Annotated in this window: 18 protein-coding genes; 10 read left to right on the top strand and 8 right to left on the bottom strand. The window is 64.7% G+C overall.

What is annotated here, in order from left to right; genetic code table 11:
- Positions 1 to 4: 4 nt before the first annotated feature.
- From AOT83_RS14755 to AOT83_RS14740, 4 genes are all read right to left on the bottom strand, one after another.
- On the bottom strand, positions 5 to 811 hold the full coding sequence (locus AOT83_RS14755; RefSeq protein ID WP_043076719.1) for an ABC transporter permease: 807 nt from the start codon (positions 809 to 811) through the stop codon (positions 5 to 7).
- 53 nt (positions 812 to 864) lie between these two features.
- On the bottom strand, positions 865 to 1,632 hold the full coding sequence (locus tag AOT83_RS14750) for an ABC transporter permease (protein WP_005071300.1): 768 nt from the start codon (positions 1,630 to 1,632) through the stop codon (positions 865 to 867).
- A gap of 225 nt (positions 1,633 to 1,857) precedes the next feature.
- Positions 1,858 to 2,763, bottom strand: coding sequence for a 3-oxoacyl-ACP reductase (locus tag AOT83_RS14745; protein ID WP_030096330.1), 906 nt, complete (start codon positions 2,761 to 2,763; stop codon positions 1,858 to 1,860).
- A 95-nt stretch (positions 2,764 to 2,858) separates the two neighbouring features.
- The gene (locus AOT83_RS14740) at positions 2,859 to 3,050 is read right to left on the bottom strand and encodes a ferredoxin (protein ID WP_030096329.1); all 192 of its coding nucleotides are present in this window, start codon (positions 3,048 to 3,050) and stop codon (positions 2,859 to 2,861) included.
- Between the two features lie 218 nt (positions 3,051 to 3,268).
- On the opposite strand from AOT83_RS14740, the gene AOT83_RS14735 reads away from it, so the two are divergent.
- From AOT83_RS14735 to AOT83_RS14720, 4 genes are all read left to right on the top strand, one after another.
- Complete coding sequence (locus AOT83_RS14735) at positions 3,269 to 4,447, top strand: acyl-CoA dehydrogenase family protein (protein ID WP_030096328.1); 1,179 nt, start codon at positions 3,269 to 3,271, stop codon at positions 4,445 to 4,447.
- Positions 4,448 to 4,463: 16 nt separating this feature from the next.
- Positions 4,464 to 5,561: an acyl-CoA dehydrogenase family protein gene (locus AOT83_RS14730; protein WP_057964344.1), complete on the top strand. Its 1,098-nt coding sequence runs from the start codon at positions 4,464 to 4,466 to the stop codon at positions 5,559 to 5,561.
- Positions 5,562 to 5,570: 9 nt separating this feature from the next.
- On the top strand, positions 5,571 to 7,076 hold the full coding sequence (locus AOT83_RS14725; RefSeq protein WP_057964343.1) for a long-chain-fatty-acid--CoA ligase: 1,506 nt from the start codon (positions 5,571 to 5,573) through the stop codon (positions 7,074 to 7,076).
- Between the two features lie 93 nt (positions 7,077 to 7,169).
- Positions 7,170 to 8,027 carry a DUF559 domain-containing protein gene (locus AOT83_RS14720; RefSeq protein ID WP_030096325.1) on the top strand — a complete coding sequence of 286 codons (858 nt, stop codon included), beginning with the start codon at positions 7,170 to 7,172 and terminating at the stop codon, positions 8,025 to 8,027.
- 82 nt (positions 8,028 to 8,109) lie between these two features.
- Here the strand turns inward: AOT83_RS14720 and AOT83_RS14715 are convergent, their stop codons facing one another.
- Entirely contained in the window at positions 8,110 to 9,225 is a 1,116-nt protein-coding gene (locus AOT83_RS14715; RefSeq protein ID WP_030096324.1) for a nitronate monooxygenase family protein, read from the bottom strand.
- 3 nt (positions 9,226 to 9,228) lie between these two features.
- On the bottom strand, positions 9,229 to 10,881 hold the full coding sequence (locus tag AOT83_RS14710) for an acyl-CoA synthetase (protein ID WP_078284445.1): 1,653 nt from the start codon (positions 10,879 to 10,881) through the stop codon (positions 9,229 to 9,231).
- Between the two features lie 53 nt (positions 10,882 to 10,934).
- Between AOT83_RS14710 and AOT83_RS14705 the strand changes: the two genes are divergently transcribed.
- Both AOT83_RS14705 and AOT83_RS14700 read left to right on the top strand, forming a co-directional pair.
- Positions 10,935 to 11,744, top strand: coding sequence for a crotonase/enoyl-CoA hydratase family protein (locus tag AOT83_RS14705; protein ID WP_030096322.1), 810 nt, complete (start codon positions 10,935 to 10,937; stop codon positions 11,742 to 11,744).
- A 15-nt stretch (positions 11,745 to 11,759) separates the two neighbouring features.
- Positions 11,760 to 12,389 (top strand): LON peptidase substrate-binding domain-containing protein, encoded by a 630-nt coding sequence (locus tag AOT83_RS14700; protein ID WP_078353962.1) that lies wholly within the window; start codon positions 11,760 to 11,762, stop codon positions 12,387 to 12,389.
- Here the strand turns inward: AOT83_RS14700 and AOT83_RS14695 are convergent.
- Positions 12,386 to 13,417, bottom strand: coding sequence for an LLM class F420-dependent oxidoreductase (locus tag AOT83_RS14695; protein ID WP_057964379.1), 1,032 nt, complete (start codon positions 13,415 to 13,417; stop codon positions 12,386 to 12,388). The two genes, AOT83_RS14700 and AOT83_RS14695, sit on opposite strands and share 4 nt — an antisense overlap.
- A 77-nt stretch (positions 13,418 to 13,494) precedes the next feature.
- Here AOT83_RS14695 and AOT83_RS14690 point away from each other — a divergent pair, with 77 nt between their 5' ends.
- Genes AOT83_RS14690 through AOT83_RS14675 form a run of 4 tightly spaced genes read left to right on the top strand, consistent with a single transcriptional unit; the run spans position 13,495 to position 17,148 of the window.
- Complete coding sequence (locus tag AOT83_RS14690; RefSeq protein ID WP_109394557.1) at positions 13,495 to 14,484, top strand: OB-fold nucleic acid binding domain-containing protein; 990 nt, start codon at positions 13,495 to 13,497, stop codon at positions 14,482 to 14,484.
- Complete coding sequence (locus tag AOT83_RS14685) at positions 14,484 to 15,551, top strand: thiolase domain-containing protein (RefSeq protein WP_057964340.1); 1,068 nt, start codon at positions 14,484 to 14,486, stop codon at positions 15,549 to 15,551. The genes AOT83_RS14690 and AOT83_RS14685 overlap by 1 nt, the downstream gene beginning before the upstream one ends.
- 2 nt (positions 15,552 to 15,553) lie before the next feature.
- Complete coding sequence (locus tag AOT83_RS14680) at positions 15,554 to 16,750, top strand: thiolase domain-containing protein (protein ID WP_109394559.1); 1,197 nt, start codon at positions 15,554 to 15,556, stop codon at positions 16,748 to 16,750.
- Positions 16,747 to 17,148, top strand: coding sequence for a nuclear transport factor 2 family protein (locus AOT83_RS14675; protein WP_057964338.1), 402 nt, complete (start codon positions 16,747 to 16,749; stop codon positions 17,146 to 17,148). Before AOT83_RS14680 ends, AOT83_RS14675 begins: the two co-directional genes overlap by 4 nt.
- Before the next feature lie 61 nt (positions 17,149 to 17,209).
- Here AOT83_RS14675 and AOT83_RS14670 read toward each other — a convergent pair whose 3' ends face one another.
- The gene (locus AOT83_RS14670) at positions 17,210 to 18,556 is read right to left on the bottom strand and encodes an FAD-dependent oxidoreductase (RefSeq protein WP_030096315.1); all 1,347 of its coding nucleotides are present in this window, start codon (positions 18,554 to 18,556) and stop codon (positions 17,210 to 17,212) included.
- Positions 18,557 to 18,637: the final 81 nt, after the last annotated feature.

Raw genomic sequence — 18,637 nt, 5'->3', positions numbered from 1 at the left:
GGCCCTAGCCCGAGAGATTGAAGTTGCCGGACCCGCCATAGACGGCGAGTGAGATGAACAGGGTGACAAGCACAACCACGATGAGGGACGTGCGTACCGCCTGGCCGACGGCGACGCCCACGCCCACTGGTCCGCCGGAGGCATTGAATCCGTAGCTGGTGTGCACCAGCATCACCACGACTGACATGACGATCGCCTGCAGGAATGACCACAACAAATCAGTGGGCACCAAGAAGGTGTTGAAGTAGTGGTCGTACACGCCCGGCGACTGCCCGTTGATCATGACGGTGGTCGCGCGGGATGCGAAGAACGCCGCCAGCACCGACAACGAATACAGCGGGATGATGGCGATGAGCCCGGCCACCAGGCGGGTGGAAACCAGATACGAGACCGCGTGGACCGCCATCGTTTCCAGCGCGTCGATCTCCTCGGCCACACGCATCGCGCCAAGCTGGGCGGTTGTTCCGGCGCCGATAGTGGCCGCCATCGCGATACCCGCCACCACCGGAGCGACGATGCGCACATTGAGGAAGGCGGACAGGAAGCCCGTGAGTGCTTCGATGCCGATATTGCCTAGCGAGGAATAGCCCTGCACCGCGATGACGCCGCCGGAAGCCAGGGTCAGGAACACCGCGACGCCCACGGTTCCGCCGATCATCACCAGGGCCCCGGTGCCCATGGTGATCTCGGCGAGTACCCGGATGGTTTCCTTGCGGTACTTCGTCAACGCCGCGGGGATGTAACTCAGCGACTGAGCGTAGAAGAGTGCCTGCTCGCCGAATTTGTCGAACGAGCGTCCCAGACCACGCATATACCGGACGGTATAGGAGGTCACGGTGTGCGTCGAAAGATACGGTCCGGTCACTAGTGTTTCACCAGGACTCGCACGCCGATTGCCGTCATGACCACGTTGATGACGAACAAACAAATGAAGGCGTAGACGACGGTCTCATTGACCGCATCGCCGACACCCTTGGGTCCACCTTTGACGGTGAGTCCGCGATAACAGCCGACCAGGCCCGCGAAGATGCCGAATAGGAAGGCCTTGACCTCGGAGATCATCAACTCGCCCAGACCGGTGAGCACCGTGAGGCCGTTGATGAAGGCGCCGGGGTTGACGCCCTGCAGGAACACCGAGAACACGTACCCGCCGACCATGCCGATGGCGCACACCAGACCGTTCAGCAGCAGCGCGACGAAGGTCGAGGCGAGCACCCGCGGCACCACCAGTCGCTGGATCGGGTCGATGCCCAGCACCTGCATCGCGTCGATTTCCTCGCGAATGGTGCGCGCGCCCAGGTCGGCGCAGATCGCCGTGGCACCGGCACCCGCCACCACGAGCACCGTGACAACCGGGCCCAGCTGCGTGACGGTGCCGAAGGCCGTGGCGGCACCCGATAGATCCGCCGCACCGATCTCACGCAGCAGGATGTTGAGCGTAAAGGCCACCAGCACCGTGAAGGGGATGGCAACCAGGAGCGTCGGCAGCAACGAGACCCGCGCGATGAACCAGGTTTGATCCAGGAATTCCTGGCCCTGGAAGGGGCGGCGGAAGATGTTGCGGAACGTGGCCAACGACATGGAGACGAAGCCGCCGACGGCGCGTGCGGGCGCCGCGAGCTGCTGCTTCAACCTTCGCTCCTGTCTCACACATCGTTGCCTCTGCCCGACCACCCGGTTAACGATCGACGTGTACCTACCACGCTGTGAGGCGCATCATATTAACGAGAAAAAATTCTTAGTGTCAATTCATCATTGGGCAGGCAAATCGCACGCAGCGTCCACTTTGTGCTGGGATTTTGATGCGATATTTAGAACCGGTTCTAATCTTGGCCGCGCCCCGTACCGTAACGCTCGTTAACCTTCAGACATCAGCGCGGTCGCCGAGAACGTTCGCTTGGGGTCATGTCCAGCAAAGAAATCGGCCAGCGCCGAATTCAGTGCTGACGGATCCCACGCATCCGACTCCGCAGTGAACTTCGCTTCCACTGTAGGCGCTGCCAACAACGTCACGGTGGGTCCGTACACGATGAAGAGCTGACCGTTCACCTGCTCGGCGGCGGGCGAGGCCAGGTACCGCACCAAGGTCACGACATGCTCGGGAGACAGCGGATCGATCGAGTCCTCGGGCGCGTCGCCAAAGACATCGGCAGTCATGGCGGTACGGGCGCGTGGGGCGATGGCGTTGGCCCGCACTCCGTAGCGACCGAGGGCGCGCGCGGCCGACAGCGTCAGCGCCGTGATACCGGCCTTGGCAGCGCCGTAGTTGGCCTGCCCCTCCGGCCCAAGGAGACCGGCCTCAGACGAGGTATTGATGAGACGGCCGTAGATGGGGGCACCAGCCGCCTTCGACGCACCGCGCCAGTAGGTGGCGGCGTTGCGGGTCAGCAGGAAGTGGCCGCGCAGGTGCACGTGGATGACGGCGTCGAACTCCTCGTCCGACATGTTGAAGAGCATCCGGTCCCGCGTGATGCCGGCGTTGTTGACCACGGCGTGCAGCCCACCAAGCGATTCGGCGGTGGAGATCAGCTCGTCGGCGGTAGAGCGCTCGCCGATGTCACCGGCGACGGTCACACCCTTGGAGCCCACCGCGGCGATCTCGTCGAGCACATCGCTGCCCTCCAGGGCGGGCGCGATGTCGTTGACGATGACCGTCGCTCCGGACCGGGCCAGGCCGATGGCCTCGGCGCGGCCGAGTCCCGCCGCAGCTCCGGTGACAATGGCGACGCGGCCACTCAGGTCAGCATCAGCAATCGCGCTCATAGTGTTTTCCCTTCAGTCCCATGCATTCGACGCACCCCGATCACGCCGGCACCGCTTCGCGAAGGCGAAGCAGGCCGGGCGATTTACGAATGCCTCTAGTCTTTGCGAATCAAAGCGGCGCGCGGGCACTCCGCGATCGCCTGTTCGACCAGATCTTCCTGATCGGCCGGTACTTCCTCCTGCAGGATGACGACATAGTCGTCGTCATCGACGTCGAACACCTCTGGAGCGATCCCGAGACACACCAAGTTGCCTTCACAACGGTCAGGAATTACACCGACACGCATTGGAAACCTCTTTCCGGCTCCATGAGCCGACTCCGTCGTCTAGCTGGGCTGTATCGCCAGACTACGACACGTGACCCACGACACAACCCTGGTGACGCCAGGATCTCTGGGCTGAGTTTGTGTCGTGGTGCCGCGTCTGGACTCCCTAGACTAGAACGTGTTACAACTCTTGTGTCAACGTGGGTCACACCTGAGGGCCACGGCAGCGGAGGTCACACATGCATATCGCCTACACGCCCGAGCAGGAAGAGCTGCGCCGCGAGCTACGCGCGTACTTCGACAAACTGCTGACCCCGGAGCGGCGCGAGGCCTTGGCGTCCAATCAGGGTGAGTACGGCAGCGGCAACGTCTACCGCGAGACCGTGGAACAGATGGGTGCCGACGGCTGGCTCGCTCTGGGCTGGCCCAAGGAATTCGGCGGCCAGGACCGCTCGGTGATGGATCAGCTGATCTTCACCGACGAGGCCGCAATCGCCGGCGCCCCCGTGCCGTTCCTGACCATCAACAGCGTCGCGCCGACGATCATGCACTTCGGCACCGATGAGCAGAAGAAGTTCTTCCTGCCGAAGATCGCGGCGGGCAAGCTGCACTTCTCCATCGGATACTCCGAGCCTGGCGCCGGTACCGACCTCGCCTCACTGCGCACCTCGGCTGTTCGCGACGGCGATGACTACATCATCAACGGCCAGAAGATGTGGACCAGCCTCATCGAGTACGCCGACTACATCTGGCTGGCGGTGCGCACCAACACAGAAGTAAAGAAGCATCGCGGTATCTCCATGCTCATCGTGCCCACCACCGCGGAGGGCTTCTCGTACACCAAGGTCCGCACCATGGCCGGGCCCGGCACGAGCGCTACCTATTACCAGGATGTGCGTGTCCCAGTAACGAGCCGAGTCGGTGAGGAGAACGCAGGCTGGAAGCTGGTGACCAATCAGCTCAATCACGAGCGGGTGGCTCTGGTCTCCTCGGCGCCGATCATCACCGCACTGCGCGAGGTACGCGAGTGGGCACAGAACACCAAGGGCCCCGGCGGCCGGATCATCGACGCCGAATGGGTTCAGCTGAACCTGGCGCGCGTGCATGCCAAGGTCGAATACCTCAAGCTGATCAACTGGGAGCTGGCCTCCACCACCGATGCCGCTCCCTCCCCCGCCGATGCCTCTGCCACGAAGGTCTTCGGCACCGAGTTGGCCACCGAGGCCTACCGCCTTCTCATGGAGGTACTCGGGACGGCGGCGACACTGCGTCAGGACTCCCCCGGTGCGCAGCTGCGCGGACGCGTCGAGCGGATGCACCGGGCCTGCTTGATCCTCACATTCGGCGGCGGCACCAACGAGGTTCAGCGCGACATCATCGCGATGACTGCACTCGGCCAGCCTGCGGCAACACGCTAGAAGGGACTGCACTGCAATGGATTTCTCCCTGACCGAGGCACAGACCGACCTTGCCGGTCTGACCCGCACCATCGCGTCGGCGATCAGCACCCCGGAGCGCCAGAAGGAGCTCGACAGGCAGGACAGCCGGTTCGACTGGCAGCTGTGGAGCAAGCTCGTCGAGGCCGACATCCTGTCGACCGCGGCTCCCGAATCGTTGGGCGGCGGTGGTTTCGGCGTGCTCGAGCAGTCCTCGATTCTGGTCGAACTGGGCCGCGAACTCGCCGCGGTTCCGTACCTGGAGTCGGTGGTGCTGGCGGCGGGTGCGCTCGCTGCCTTCGGTTCCGAAGCACTGCAGAATGATTGGGCCGCACCGGCCGTCGCGGGTAAGAAGGTGCTGACCATCGCGCTCGACGGCGAACCGGGCGAGGGGCCCGTCGCCGCCCGGGCTGAGGGTGCCGGTTACGTGCTGACCGGCAATCGGGTCCTGGTGCCGTTCGGAGTCGAGGCCGACGCGTACCTGGTGCCCGCCGAGACCGAAAACGGTGTCGCGGTCTTTCTCGTGGCAGCCGACGATGCGGGTGTCACTCAAGAGACATTGCACACCACCGGCAAAGACAGCTCCGCTGAGCTGATTCTCTCCGAGGTTCCCGTTCCGGCCGACCGCAAGGTCGGCGGCGTCGAGGTTGTGGTGTGGCTGCGGCTGCGGGAATCTTTGGGGCACAGCGCCTATCAACTCGGCGTGCTGGAGCGGGCGCTGGAGCTCACCGCCGACTACGCGCGCACCCGCGAGCAGTTCGGTAAGCCGATCGGTGGCTTCCAGGCGGTGGCTCAGCGGCTGGCCGACGGGTACATCGACGTCAAGGGTCTGCGCCTCACCCTGTGGCAGGCAGCATGGCGCGTCTCGGAGGATCTCGCTGCCGATGTCGAGGTCGCCACGGCGAAGTTCTGGGCCTCCGATGCCGGCCACCGCGTCGCGCACACAGCGGTCCACGTGCACGGCGGCGTGGGTATCGACGAGGACCATCCGGTGCACCGCTACTTCCTGGCCGCCAAGCACGGCGAGTTCGCCTCGGGCAGCGCGACGGAGCAGCTGCGCCGCATCGGCCGCGAACTCGCCGACACACCTGCCTAGTATCTGGTCGTGAGCACGCCGGAGAGCGCAACGGTCACGCAGCTGCTGGCGGACCTGGCCGATGTTGAGGACCGGGGGCTGCATTTCGAGGGTTCGTTCACGCCGTGGCGTGAACATGTGGCCGAAAGCCGCCGCCTGGCATCGGTATTGCGCGCACGCTTGGACCCGTCGAAGCCGCCGCATGTCGGTGTGATCCTGGAGAACACCCCCGGGTTCGCGCGCCTTCTCTGCGCGGCCGCATTAGGTGGCCTGGTACTGGTGGGCTTGAATTCGACCCGGCGCGGATCGGCATTGCAGCGTGATGTCGAGCTCGCCGACTGCCAGTTCATCATCACCGACGAGTCCGAAACCGTTGTCGACCCACAACATCCGCTGATCGAAATCGCTGATGTGCGACCGGATGAACTGTTCATGCTCATCTTCACCTCGGGCACCAGCGGAGACCCCAAGGCCGTCCAGATCACACATGCCAAGGTGGCCTCGGCCGGGGTCATGCTGTCCTCGCGCTTTGGTCTCGGTCCCGCAGATGTCTGTTATCTCTCGATGCCGATGTTCCATTCCAATGCGGTGCTCGCGGGCTGGTCGGTGGCCGTCGCCGCCGGTGCGTCGATTGCGTTGCGCCGCAGGTTCTCCGCCTCGGGCTTCCTCGACGACATCCGCACATACGGGGCAACCTATGCCAACTATGTCGGCAAGCCGATGTCATACGTGCTGGCGACACCGGAACAGCCCGATGACGCCGAGAACCCCTTGAAGTTCATGTACGGCAACGAGGCGGCAGCCGGCGATACCGACCGATTCGCCAAGCGGTTCGGCGCCTTTGTGGTGGACGGATTCGGGTCGACCGAGGGCGGGGTGGCGCTGGGCTGGGCGCCGGGGACGCCGCCAGGTGCGATAGGCCCCCTGACTCCCGACGTTCAGATTCTGAATGTCCAGACAGGACAGCCTTGCCCCCCTGCGGTTTTCGACCAGAGCGGCAAGGTGGTCAATGCCGAGGAGGCCACCGGCGAGCTGGTGAATGTGACCGGCCCCGGACGGTTCACCGGCTATTACAAGAACGCAGAGGCCGATGCCGAGCGCATGGTCGAGGGTAAGTACCGCAGCGGCGACCTCGCCTATGCCGACGAAAGCGGGTTCGTGTACTTCGCCGGTCGCCTGGGCGATTGGCTGCGCGTCGACGGCGAGAACCTGGGCACCGCCCCCATCGAGCGCGTGCTACTGCGCCATCCGGATATCACCGAGGTTGCCATCTATGGCATTCCGGATCCCACCGTCGGAGACCGTGTCATGGCGGCCCTGATCGTACGCAACGGGTTCGAGGCATCGAAGCTGGGCGAGTTCCTCTCCGCGCAAGAGGATCTCGGGCCCAAACAGTGGCCGTCATTCGTCCGCATAAGCGCGGATCTCCCGCGTACCGCGACATTCAAGGTGATCAAGCGGCAGCTATCAGCCGAGGCGTTGGAAACCAGCGACCCACTGTGGCGGCTCTCAGGGAGCACCTACATTCAGCCCTGACGCCCAGTGTGCGGATCCGGTCGAAATCTCGCCAGTATTCGACACTATCCGCACACTCGAGAGACCGTCGGTGGTCGGTGCAAGGCTGCCATCATGGGGGACGTACCGTGGCCGTTCATCAGGGATGAGGCGCTCGCGAATCATCTGGTCACTGGGTACGCCCTCCGCGGATTCACCGCGCTGTACCCCGCCATATATGTGCCGGCGGGCGCCGAAGTCACACCGCGCAAGCGAGCCGAAGCGGCATGGCTATGGTCGAGGCGCCATGGCGTGCTCGCCGGTACATCAGCGGCGGCCATCCATGGCACAAAGTGGCTGCCACAGAACGATCCCGTCGAACTCATCCACACCAATCGTCGTGCTCCGTGGGGGATCTTGGTATGGAGCGACCGTCTGCTCCGCGACGAGCAGACGGTCATCGACGGACTACCCGTGACCACACCCGCACGCACCGCGTTCGACATCGGACGACGCAACGCGATCGACCTGGCAGTGGAACGTCTCGACGCCTTGATGAATGCCACCGGAACATCCGTCGCCGATATCGAAACCGTGATGGCACATCACCGAGGTGCCAGAGGCCTGACAAGGCTCGCGCATGTCCTCGACCTGGTCGACGGCGGCGCCGAGTCACCTTGGGAGACACGCACCAGACTCATCGTGGTGCGGGCAGGCTTCGCAGCTCCACAGACTCAACTCGTTGTACGTAACCGGTTCGGCGACTTCGTCGCGCGCCTCGACATGGGGTGGAAGGACCATAAAGTGGGTATCGAGTTCGACGGCGCCCAGCATTGGACGGACGCGGGTCAACGCTCCCGCGATATCGATCGTGCGAAGGAATTGGCGGACGAAGGATGGCGCATCGTTCGCGTGAGCTCCGACATGGTGCGCCACCGTGCGGGAACGATCGTCTCCAGGGTCGCTGAAGCATTCACTGCACTGGCCGCGTAGTCGAGTGTGCGGATCCGGTCGAAATCTCGCCGATATTCGACACTATCCGCACACTCGGCGGCCAGGAGAGCGGCGGGTAGAGCTAGCCGCGGATCTGGTTCAGCTTGTCGACAGTGCTCTCGAAACCGGCCACCAGGTCGGCCACGATCTCGGCGGTAGGCCGAATCTCGTTCATCCGCCCGACGATCTGCCCCGCGGGGAAGCAGACAGTCTCCGGGTCATGCGCACGATTCATCCGCTCGTGTGCCCCGCTGACCAGAATGTTCTGCAGCGGCATCGGCAGCGGCGTGGGTGCACCCTCGGCATCCCAGGCCTGAGTCCACTTGGTCTTCAGCAGTCGCGCGGGCTTTCCGGTGTAGATACGGGTGCGCACGGTGTCGCTGGAGGTCGCCTTCAACAGCGCCTGCTGCACCACGGAATCGCCACCAGCGGTGACGGTTCCAAGGTCATACTCGGCGGCGGTCAGCCAGATGGAGCCGGTCCACACACCCGAGGCACCGAGCGCCAGAGCTGCCGCGGCTTGTCTGCCGCTACCGATACCGCCGGCCGCCAGCACCGGGGCGCTGCCGTCGAGGGCATCCACGATCTCGGGCCAGAGCACCATGGATGCCACATCGCCAGTATGTCCACCGGCCTCATAGCCTTGGGCCACAACGATATCGACACCGTTCTCGACATGCCGTTTGGCGTGTTCGGCCTTACCCGCCAGCGCGGCGACCGGCACGCCGTGCTCGTGTGCCTGGTCGATCACATCCTTGGGCGGGGAGCCGAGCGCATTGGCGATCAGCTTGATCGGATGCTTGAGCGCGACCTCCACATGTGAGCGGGCCACCGAATGCAGCCAGCCCAGCACCCCCGCCGACTCACGTTCGCCCGGCAGTGGGGGTACGCCCAGGTCGGCAAGAGTCTTTTCGACGAAATCCTTGTGCCCCTGCGGAATCAGTTTGTCGATGTCTACCGCGGTGCCCTCGGTGGGCACCTTGGCCGGCATCACGATGTCGACACCGTAGGGCTTGCCGTCGGTGTTCTCATCCATCCAATTCAGAACGGCGTCCAACTCGTCGGGATCGTTGAAGCGGACACACCCCAGCACACCCATCCCGCCCGCGCGGGTGATGGCTGCGGCGACCTTCTCCGACGGCGTGAAACCGAATATCGGATAGCGGATTCCGAATCGCTCACAAAGGTCGGTATGCATGGCTCAGGCTCCCGTGTTGACGTGCTTGGTGTTCACGAGGTCCACCTTCTCGGTTTCCGAGACCTCTTTGGCCCAGCGGTAGTCGGCCTTGCCCGCAGGATTGCGCTTGACGGTGTCCACAATCCAGACGCTGCGCGGCACCTTGTATCCGGCAATCTCCTTGCGCGCATGGGTGTCCAGGTCTTCGAAAGTGAGCTCCACGCCGGGACGCACCGCGACGACAGCACCCACATGCTGACCCCACTTCTCGTCGGGCACACCGACGACAACCGCGTCGAACACGGCGGGGTGGCCCTTCAGGACGCTCTCGACTTCCTCAGGGAACACCTTCTCGCCGCCGGTGTTGATCGACACCGATCCACGACCCAGCATGGTGACGGTGCCGTCCGCTTCGACGGTCGCCCAGTCACCAGGGATCGCGTACCGTACACCGTTGAACGTCTTGAACGTCTCGGCGGTCTTCTTCTCGTCCTTGAAGTATCCGACCGGGATGTGCCCACTCTTGGCGATGAGACCCCGCACCCCGGAACCGGGCTGGATCGGATTGCCTTCCTCGTCGAGAACCGTTGTGGTGGAACTGATCTTCACGGTTGGGCCACCCGGATGCATCTGCCCCTTGGTAACGGTGGACAACCCGCCGGTACCGGTCTCGGAGGCGCCGATCGCATCGGTGATCACCCGGTTGGGCAGCAGCTCCAGGTACCGCTCCTTGACCGTCTGCGAGAACAGTGCGGCACTGCTGGCCAACACCCACAGCGAGGACAGATCGCGGGCGCGGCCCACCTCGGTATCCAACGCGTCGATCAGCGGTCGCCCGATCGCGTCGCCGGCGAAGAACAGCATGTTGATCTTGTGCTTCTCGATGAGTTCCCACACCTCTTCGGGGTTGAACTCGGGCGCGAGCACCGTGGTGCGCCCCTGGAACAGGGCCATGAAGGTCGCGGCCTGGGTGGCGCCGTGGATCATCGGGGGGATCGGGAAACCGATGAATGGAGCGGCCTCGGCTCCCTGCTTGGCCAGGTCCCACTCACCCTCGATGTACTCGCCGGTGACGTAGTTGATCCCGCCGAACAGCGAGCGGTAGATGTCCTCGTGCCGCCACATCACACCCTTGGGGAAGCCGGTGGTGCCGCCGGTGTAGATCAGGAAGATGTCGTCGGGGCTGCGCTCGGCGAAATCACGTTCCGGGGATCCCTGCGCCAGCGCATCTGCGAACGCGACGCCGCCGTACGAGTCAAACGACCCGTCCGCGCCATCTTCCACCACGATCGCGGTCTTGACGTTCGGGGTGCTCGGCAGGACGTTCGCGACCTTGTCCGCATACCGGCGCTCATGCACCAGGGCCGCCATATCGGAGTTCTCGAACAGGTAGTGCAGCTCGGCCTCGACGTATCGGTAATTCACGTTGACCGAGATCGCGCGGATCTTGACGATGGCCGTCAGCGCCACGACGATCTCGATGCCGTTGCGGCAGTACAGGCCGACCTTGTCGCCGGGGCCCACGCCCTGGCTCTGCAGATAGTGCCCCAGCCGGTTGGACTGCTCCTCAAGCTCTGCGTACGTCAGCTTTCGGTCACCGGAAATGATGGCAACACGATCGGGCATAGTGTCGATTGCATGCTCAATGAGGTCGGCAATGTTAAGGGCCATGTCCATAAATTAGAACGTGTTACATTTTTAGACAAGCCCCGGCCCAATGAAGGAGCCTCATGACGGACACAGTGACCGAACAGGACGCCCCGCACGCCCTGGTGGAACTCCGCGATCACGTCCTCATCGTGACGATGAATCGTCCGCACGCACGCAACGCCCTGTCCGGGGAAATGCTGGAAATCATGACGCAGGCCTGGGACCGCGTCGACAACGATCCCGACGTTCGCGTCTGCATCCTGACCGGCGCAGGCGGGTACTTCTGCGCCGGAGCGGACCTCAAGGCGATGAACAAGCGCGCCCCGGGCGACCAGTTCTCCGACGGCAGCTACGACCCGTCCGTCATCCCCGGTCTGCTCAAGGGCCGGCGCCTGACCAAGCCGCTGATCGCGGCCGTCGAGGGTCCCGCGATCGCCGGCGGCACCGAAATCCTGCAGGCCACCGATATCCGTGTCGCGGGTGAGAGCGCCAAATTCGGTGTCTCCGAGGTGAAGTGGAGCCTGTACCCGATGGGCGGGTCGGCCGTGCGCCTCCCCCGCCAGATCCCGTACACGGTCGCCTGCGACATCCTGCTCACCGGCCGGCACCTCAAGGCCCCGGAGGCCAAGGAAATCGGGCTCATCGGCCACGTCGTCCCCGACGGCCAGGCACTGGACAAGGCCCTGGAGCTCGCGAACATGATCGCCGCGAACGGACCCCTGGCGGTGCAAGCGGTCCTCAAGACCATCCGCGATTCTGAGGGCCTGCACGAGAACGAGGCCTTCAAGGCTGACACCAAGGTCGGCATCGGGGTCTTCACCAGTAACGACGCCAAGGAAGGCCCCCGCGCCTTCGCCGAGAAGCGCGCCCCCAACTTCACCGGTACCTAGACCGGCCCACATAGTGTGGGCGGCGTGACGCCCATGTTCCCGCTGCAGTCGGTACTGCTGCCGGGTGAGCCCCTGCCGCTGCGTATCTTCGAGCCGCGCTACGTCGCCTTGGTCCGGGACGTGATGGCCGCCGACCGTACCTTCGGCACCGTTCTGATCGCCCGCGGCAGAGAGGTGGGTGGCGGAGACGTCCGCCACGACGTCGGCACCGCGGTCCGCGTCCTGGACTGCGAGTCCCTCGGCGCGGAGCGCTTCGCGTTGCGTTGTGAGGGCGCGCATCGAATCCGCATCAACCGGTGGCTCGACGACGATCCGTATCCGCGTGCCGAGACCGAACCGTGGCCCGACGAACTCGATGAGCGGGTGCTGCCGTTGAGCGCCCTCAACGAGGTGCAGGCACGTATCGAGAACCTGCTGCGCCGGGTCGCGACCGCACAACAGGTGCGCCTGCCCCGCCGGTGGTCCATCGCCACCGGGCTACCCAGCGGCGCCGAAAAACGGCTGTACGCGTTGGCATCTCGAGTACCGATGGGTCAGGCCGATCGGCACGCCGTGCTGGCAGCACCGACATTGGAGACGCGGTTTCACGCACTGAACGAGGCCGTCGACACCGTCACCGCGATGCTCGACTTCCGCGAGGTTTAGGTCAGCGCCGCCAGCTGTTTGACGTGCGCGACACTGCGGCAACCGACCACCAGCATGGTGACCCCCGCGGCCTCCCAGGTCTTGATCTGCTCACGTACCTCTGCCTCGGTTCCGACGATGGTGGTGTCGAGCACCAACTCGTCCGGAATCACTTCGGCCGCCTTGTCCTTGCGGTTGGTGCGGAACAGCTCGGTGACCTCATCAACCACCTCGCCGTAGCCCATGCGCCGATACACCTCCGCGTGGAAGTTGAGTTCGACTGCGCCCATGCCCCCGATATACAAGGCGGAGAACGGCTTCAGCTGGTCGAGCACCGAGCGGCGGTCGTCGGTGACGATCACCTGCGCGGTGGCGGCGATCTCGAAGTCCTTGCGGCTGCGCCGGGCACCGGGACGCGAGAAGCCCTCGTCGAGCCATTCGTTGTACATGCCGGCGAGCCGCGGCGCATAGAACATGGGCAGCCAGCCATCGGCGATCTCAGCGGTCAACGCCACATTCTTCGGGCCCTCGGCCCCGAGGAAGATGGGGATATCGGCGCGCAGCGGGTGCACGATCGGCTTGAGCGGCTTGCCCAGCCCGGTGGCCTTGTCCCCGGTCAGCGGCAGCGGATAGTGCGGGCCGTCGCTGCGTACGGGCGCCTCGCGCGCCAATACCTGCCTGATGATGTCGATGTACTCGCGGGTGCGGGCCAGAGGTTTGGGGAATGGTTGTCCGTACCAGCCCTCCACCACCTGCGGCCCGGACACGCCCAGCCCCAGGATATGGCGGCCACCGGAGAGGTGATCCAGCGTCAGGGCCGCCATGGCACAGGCCGTGGGTGTTCGCGCCGAGAGCTGAATCACCGAGGTACCCAACCTGATTCGGCTGGTGTCCGATCCCCACCAGGCCAGCGGGGTGTACGCGTCGGAACCCCAGGCCTCAGCCGTGAAGACGGCGTCGAATCCGCCCTCCTCGGCGGCGGCCACCAGTTCGGGCGCGTTCTCCGGCGGGGAGGCCGACCAGTACCCCAGCTGCAATCCGAATTTCATGGCCCGACTGTAACCGGCGGGATATGCCGCGACCACCACCCTTGCGAAAAAAACTAGAACTTGTTCTACTCGGAGGTGTGACAGTCAGCCAAAGCAGCACAACCGGGCAATTGCCCCTCCTGACGGCACCCCTCGAACTGTCTTTTGATTACACCCGTTCGGTGGGACCGACCCTCTCCAAGTTCTTCACCGCCCTGCGCGATCGGCAGATCGTCGGCACCCGCGGCAGCGACGGCCGGGTTCACGTACCGGCGGCCGAGTACGACCCGGTGACCTACGCACCCCTGACCGAGGTGGTGCCGGTGTCGAGTGTCGGCACGGTCCAGTCGTGGTCCTGGCAGCCCGAGCCGCTCGAGGGCCAGCCGCTGGCCAAACCGTTCGCCTGGGCACTCATCAAGCTCGACGGTGCCGACACCGCGCTGCTGCACGCCGTCGACGCAGGGGATGCGGGCTCTGCCGGTATCGAGACCGGTGCCCGCGTGCACGCGGTATGGGCCGATGAGACCGTCGGCGCGATCACCGACATCGCCTACTTCGCGCTCGGAGACCGTCCGGTCGACGTGCCCGCGCCTGCACCGGATCAGGAGCCGGTGACCATGCAGGTCACCCCCATCCGGCTGGAAGTTCAGCACATCACCTCACCGGAGGAGAGCGCCTATCTGCGCGCGCTGGCCGAGGGCAAGCTGCTCGGCGGCCGCACCGGCGCCGGTGGACGCGTGTACTTCCCGGCGCGTGGGGCCGATCCGCTGACCGGTGAGCCCACCTCGGACCTGGTGGAAGTGGCCGACAAGGGCGTCGTCACCACCTTCGCGATCATCAACATCCCCTTCCCCGGGCAGCGCATCAAGCCGCCGTATGTGGCCGCATATGTGTTGCTCGACGGTGCCGATATTCCGTTCCTGCACCTCGTCTACGACATCGATCCGGCGGATGTCCGCATGGGTATGCGAGTCGAGGCCGTGTGGAAGCCCAAGGAGGAGTGGGGATACGGGATCGACAACATCCAGTACTTCCGCCCCACCGGTGAGCCCGACGCCGACTACGAGACCTACAAGGACCGGATCTGATGAGTTCCGCTGCCCCCGCAGTAGCAGTTGTGGGCTTCGCCCACTCCCCTCACGTACGCAGCACCGAGGGCACCACCAACGGTGTCGAGATGCTGGTGCCCTGTTTCCGGGAGATCTACGCCGACCTCGGAATCACCAAGTCCGATATCGGCTTCTGGTGCTCGGGATCATCCGATTACCTGGCCGGTCGTGCCTTCTCGTTCATCTCGGCGATCGACTCGATCGGTGCGGTGCCGCCCATCAACGAGTCTCATGTGGAGATGGACGCGGCGTGGGCGCTGTACGAGGCCTACATCAAGATCCTCACCGGGCAGGTGGAGACCGCACTCGTCTACGGATTCGGGAAGTCCTCCGCCGGCACCCTACGCAGAGCCCTTGCCCTGCAGACCGATCCGTATACCGTCGCCCCGCTATGGCCCGATTCGGTGTCGTTGGCGGCGCTGCAGGCGCGGATCGGCCTGGATTCGGGGAAGTGGACCAAGGAGCAGATGGCACAGGTTGCCCTCGACGCCCTCGGCCGCGCCCAGCGCGTGGATTCCGAGGCCCCGGCCTCGAGCGTCGACGAGCTGCTGGCGCGCGAGTACTTCGCCGATCCCCTGCACAAGCACGACATCGCCCCGATATCCGATGGCGCCTCGATCATGGTGCTGGCCTCTGGTGACCGCGCCCGCGAGCTACGCGAAAACCCGGCGTGGATTACCGGATTCGAACATCGGATCGAGACGCCGATACTCGGTGCCCGAGATCTGACCACCTCGCCGTCCACGGCTGCCTCCGCGGCCGCCGCGACCGGCGGCGACCCCGGCTCCATCGAGGTGGCCGAGTTGTACGCACCGTTCAGCCATCAGCAGCTGATCCTCGCCGAAGCCATTGGCCTCAAGGACTCCACGACCGTCAACCCCTCGGGCGGCACCCTGGTAGCCAACCCAATGTTCTCGGCCGGGCTGGAGCGGATCGGCTTTGCCGCACAACATATCTGGAATGGTTCGGCAGGAAGGGTGCTGGCCCACGCGACCAGCGGGCCCGTACTTCAGCAGAACCTCGTCGCGGTGCTGGAGGGTAAGTAATCGTGGGTGCATCAAAAAACCTCGCTGCTGTGATCGGCACCGGGCAGACCAAGTACGTGGCCAAGCGCCAGGACGTCTCCATGAATGGCCTTGTCCGCGAAGCGATTGACCGGGCAATGACCGATGCGGGTGTCGGCTGGGACGATATCGACGCCGTCGTCGTGGGTAAGGCCCCCGACTTCTTCGAGGGCGTCATGATGCCCGAGCTCTTCATGGCGGACGCGATCGGCGCGACCGGAAAGCCCATGATCCGGGTACACACCGCCGGTTCGGTCGGCGGCTCCACCGGCGTGGTCGCGGCCAGCCTGGTGCAGTCGGGCAAGTACCGCCGTGTGCTGGCACTGGCCTGGGAGAAGCAATCGGAGTCGAATGCCATGTGGGCGTTGTCGATTCCGGTGCCCTTCTCGGTGCCCGTGGGCGCGGGTGCGGGCGGCTACTTCGCCCCACATGTGCGCGCATACATCGAACGCTCCAAGGCTCCGCTGGACACCGGAGCGATCGTCGCGGTCAAGGACCGGCTCAACGCGGCGAAGAACCCACTGGCGCACCTTCACCAGCCGGATATCACCGTCGAGAAGGTGATGGCCTCTCCGATGTTGTGGGACCCGATCCGCTTCGACGAGACCTGCCCGTCCTCGGACGGCGCATGCGCAATCGTGGTGGGAGACGAAGAAACCGCCGATCGCCGTATCGCCGACGGCCATACGGTCGCGTGGGTGCATGCCACCGCGCTGCGCACCGAGCCGCTCGACTACACCGGGCGCGACCGGGTGAATCCGCAGGCAGGACGCGACGCCGCGGCGGCATTGTGGCGTGACGCGGGAATCGCCAGCCCGATCGACGAAATCGACGCCGCAGAGATCTACGTGCCGTTCTCGTGGTTCGAGCCGATGTGGCTGGAGAACCTGGGATTCGCGGCCGAGGGTGAGGGCTGGAAACTGACACAGGCCGGCGAGACCGCCATTGGTGGCCGGATCCCCGTCAACGCCTCCGGCGGCGTGCTCTCCTCGAATCCGATTGGGGCCTCGGGCCTCATCCGGTTCGCGGAGGCCGCCATCCAGGTGATGGGTAAGGCCGGCGATCATCAGGTACCGGACGCCAAGAAGGCGCTGGGCCACGCGTATGGCGGCGGTTCGCAGTACTACTCGATGTGGGTCGTGGGAAGCGAAAAGCCCGCAGGGAATGGGAGTAAGGCATGAGCCTCGCAGATGAAGCGGGCAAGCGTTCCCGCGCAGCCGTCGAAGCCCGCGACAAGCAGGCCTGGGTCGACAACTTCGCCGACGACGGCGTAGTGCAGGATCCGGTGGGTCCGTCGCCGTTCGATCCCGAGGGCAAGGGGCATCGCGGCAAGCAGGCCATTGCGGCTTTCTGGGACAACATCATCGCGCCCACCGAGAACCTGGATTTCATCTTCGACGCCACCTACGACTGCGGCACACATCAGGCCAACGTGGGCCGGATCGTCACCACGATGAACGGTTACCAGATGACGGCCGAGGGTGTGTTCACCTACGAGGCCAATGACGAGGGCAAGCTCGTCGTGTTGCGTGCGTACTGGGAGTTCGACAAGGTGGCGGGGACCGCCAAGAAGGTCTGACTCCGCCGCACCACATAAAGACCCCCGCGCTCGCAGCGACGGGGGCCTTTATGTCTTCGCGCTAAGAGGCCTGGCGACCGGCGCTGATCATCTCCTCGCGCGGTACCACTTTGATGCGTTCGCGGCCCTGCTCCTCGCCGAGGGCTACCTCGTGAGCATCGAGCCGTTCCCACTCCTCCCACGTGGTGTAGTCAATCCCGCTTCCCCGTAGATGCGCGAAAACCGCATCGGGGTCGGAGATTTCGGCGGGTTGAATACCCGGGAGGTCTGCAAGCAGGCTGGAAATCGTCTCGGCTGCATCGGATTTGGTGTGTCCGATCAATCCCACGGGCCCGCGCTTGACCCAGCCCGTGACGTAGGTCGATTCGACCGGGATTCCGTCGATATCGAGCACCCGCCCGGCGTCGTGCGGGACAACCCCGGCGTGGTGGTCGAACGGCAGATCCGCCAGGTGCGAGGAGATGTAGCCGACCGCGCGGTAGACCGCCTGCACCGGCCAGTCGGTGTATTCGCCTGTTCCCCTGACAGTTCCGTCGCCGATGAGCTCGGTGCGCTCGGTGCGCAGGGCTTCGACCCGATCTATCCCCAGCACGGCCGCCGGCGACTGGCACAGGTGGATGTGGATGCGATGCGGCGCGCCGGTGGGCTCGGTGTCCAGGTACTTCATCATGGTGTCGACGACGAGCTTGGTGGCCTTACTGGAATTGATAGCTTGCTGGCTGCCCTCGTCGATCTCAAATCCCTCTGGGTGCACGATGACATCCACACTCGGCGAGTGGGACAGCTCGCGAAACTCCATGGGGCTGAACTTGATCTGCGCCGGACCGCGCCGCGCGAAGACGTGTACGTCGGTGGCCTGGTTGAGCGCCAGGCCCTGATAGACGTTGTCGGGGATCTCGGTGCTGAGCTGTTCGTCGGCAGGCTTGGCCAGCATGCGCGCGATATCCAGGGCCACATTCCCGGCTCCCAGCACCGCGACGCTCTTGGCCGTCAGCGGCCAGTCCCGCGGTACATCGGGGTGACCGTCGTACCAGGAGACGAAGTCGGCGGCGCCATAGCTTTCCGGAAGGTCGATACCGGGGATGTCGAGGTCACGGTCGGCGCGCGCGCCGGTCGAGAAGATCACCGCGTCGTAGAAGCGCCGCAGATCCGAGAGCTTGATGTCGGTGCCGTAGTGGACATTGCCGATGAACCGGATCTCGTCGCGCGAGAGCACCCGGCGCAGCGCCTTGATGATCTCCTTGATGCGGGGATGATCGGGAGCCACGCCGTAACGCACCAAGCCATAGGGCGCGGGCAGTCGATCGAACACATCGACCTGCGCCTGCTCGTACTCCTTGGTGAGGATATCGGCGGCGTAGATACCGGCCGGACCTGCGCCGATAACCGCGACTCGGATCTTCCTCATGCCATCCCCTTTGATTCGGACATCGATTAGGTAAGGCAAGCCTAAAAAGAATTCCGAAGAAAGTGGCACGCACGTCCAGAG

It is taken from the genome of Mycobacteroides sp. H001 (assembly GCF_001440005.1).
Classification (GTDB): domain Bacteria; phylum Actinomycetota; class Actinomycetes; order Mycobacteriales; family Mycobacteriaceae; genus Mycobacterium; species Mycobacterium gwanakae.
The sequence above is the reverse complement of the archived record's forward strand: the minus strand, read 5'-3'. Positions and strand labels throughout refer to the sequence as shown.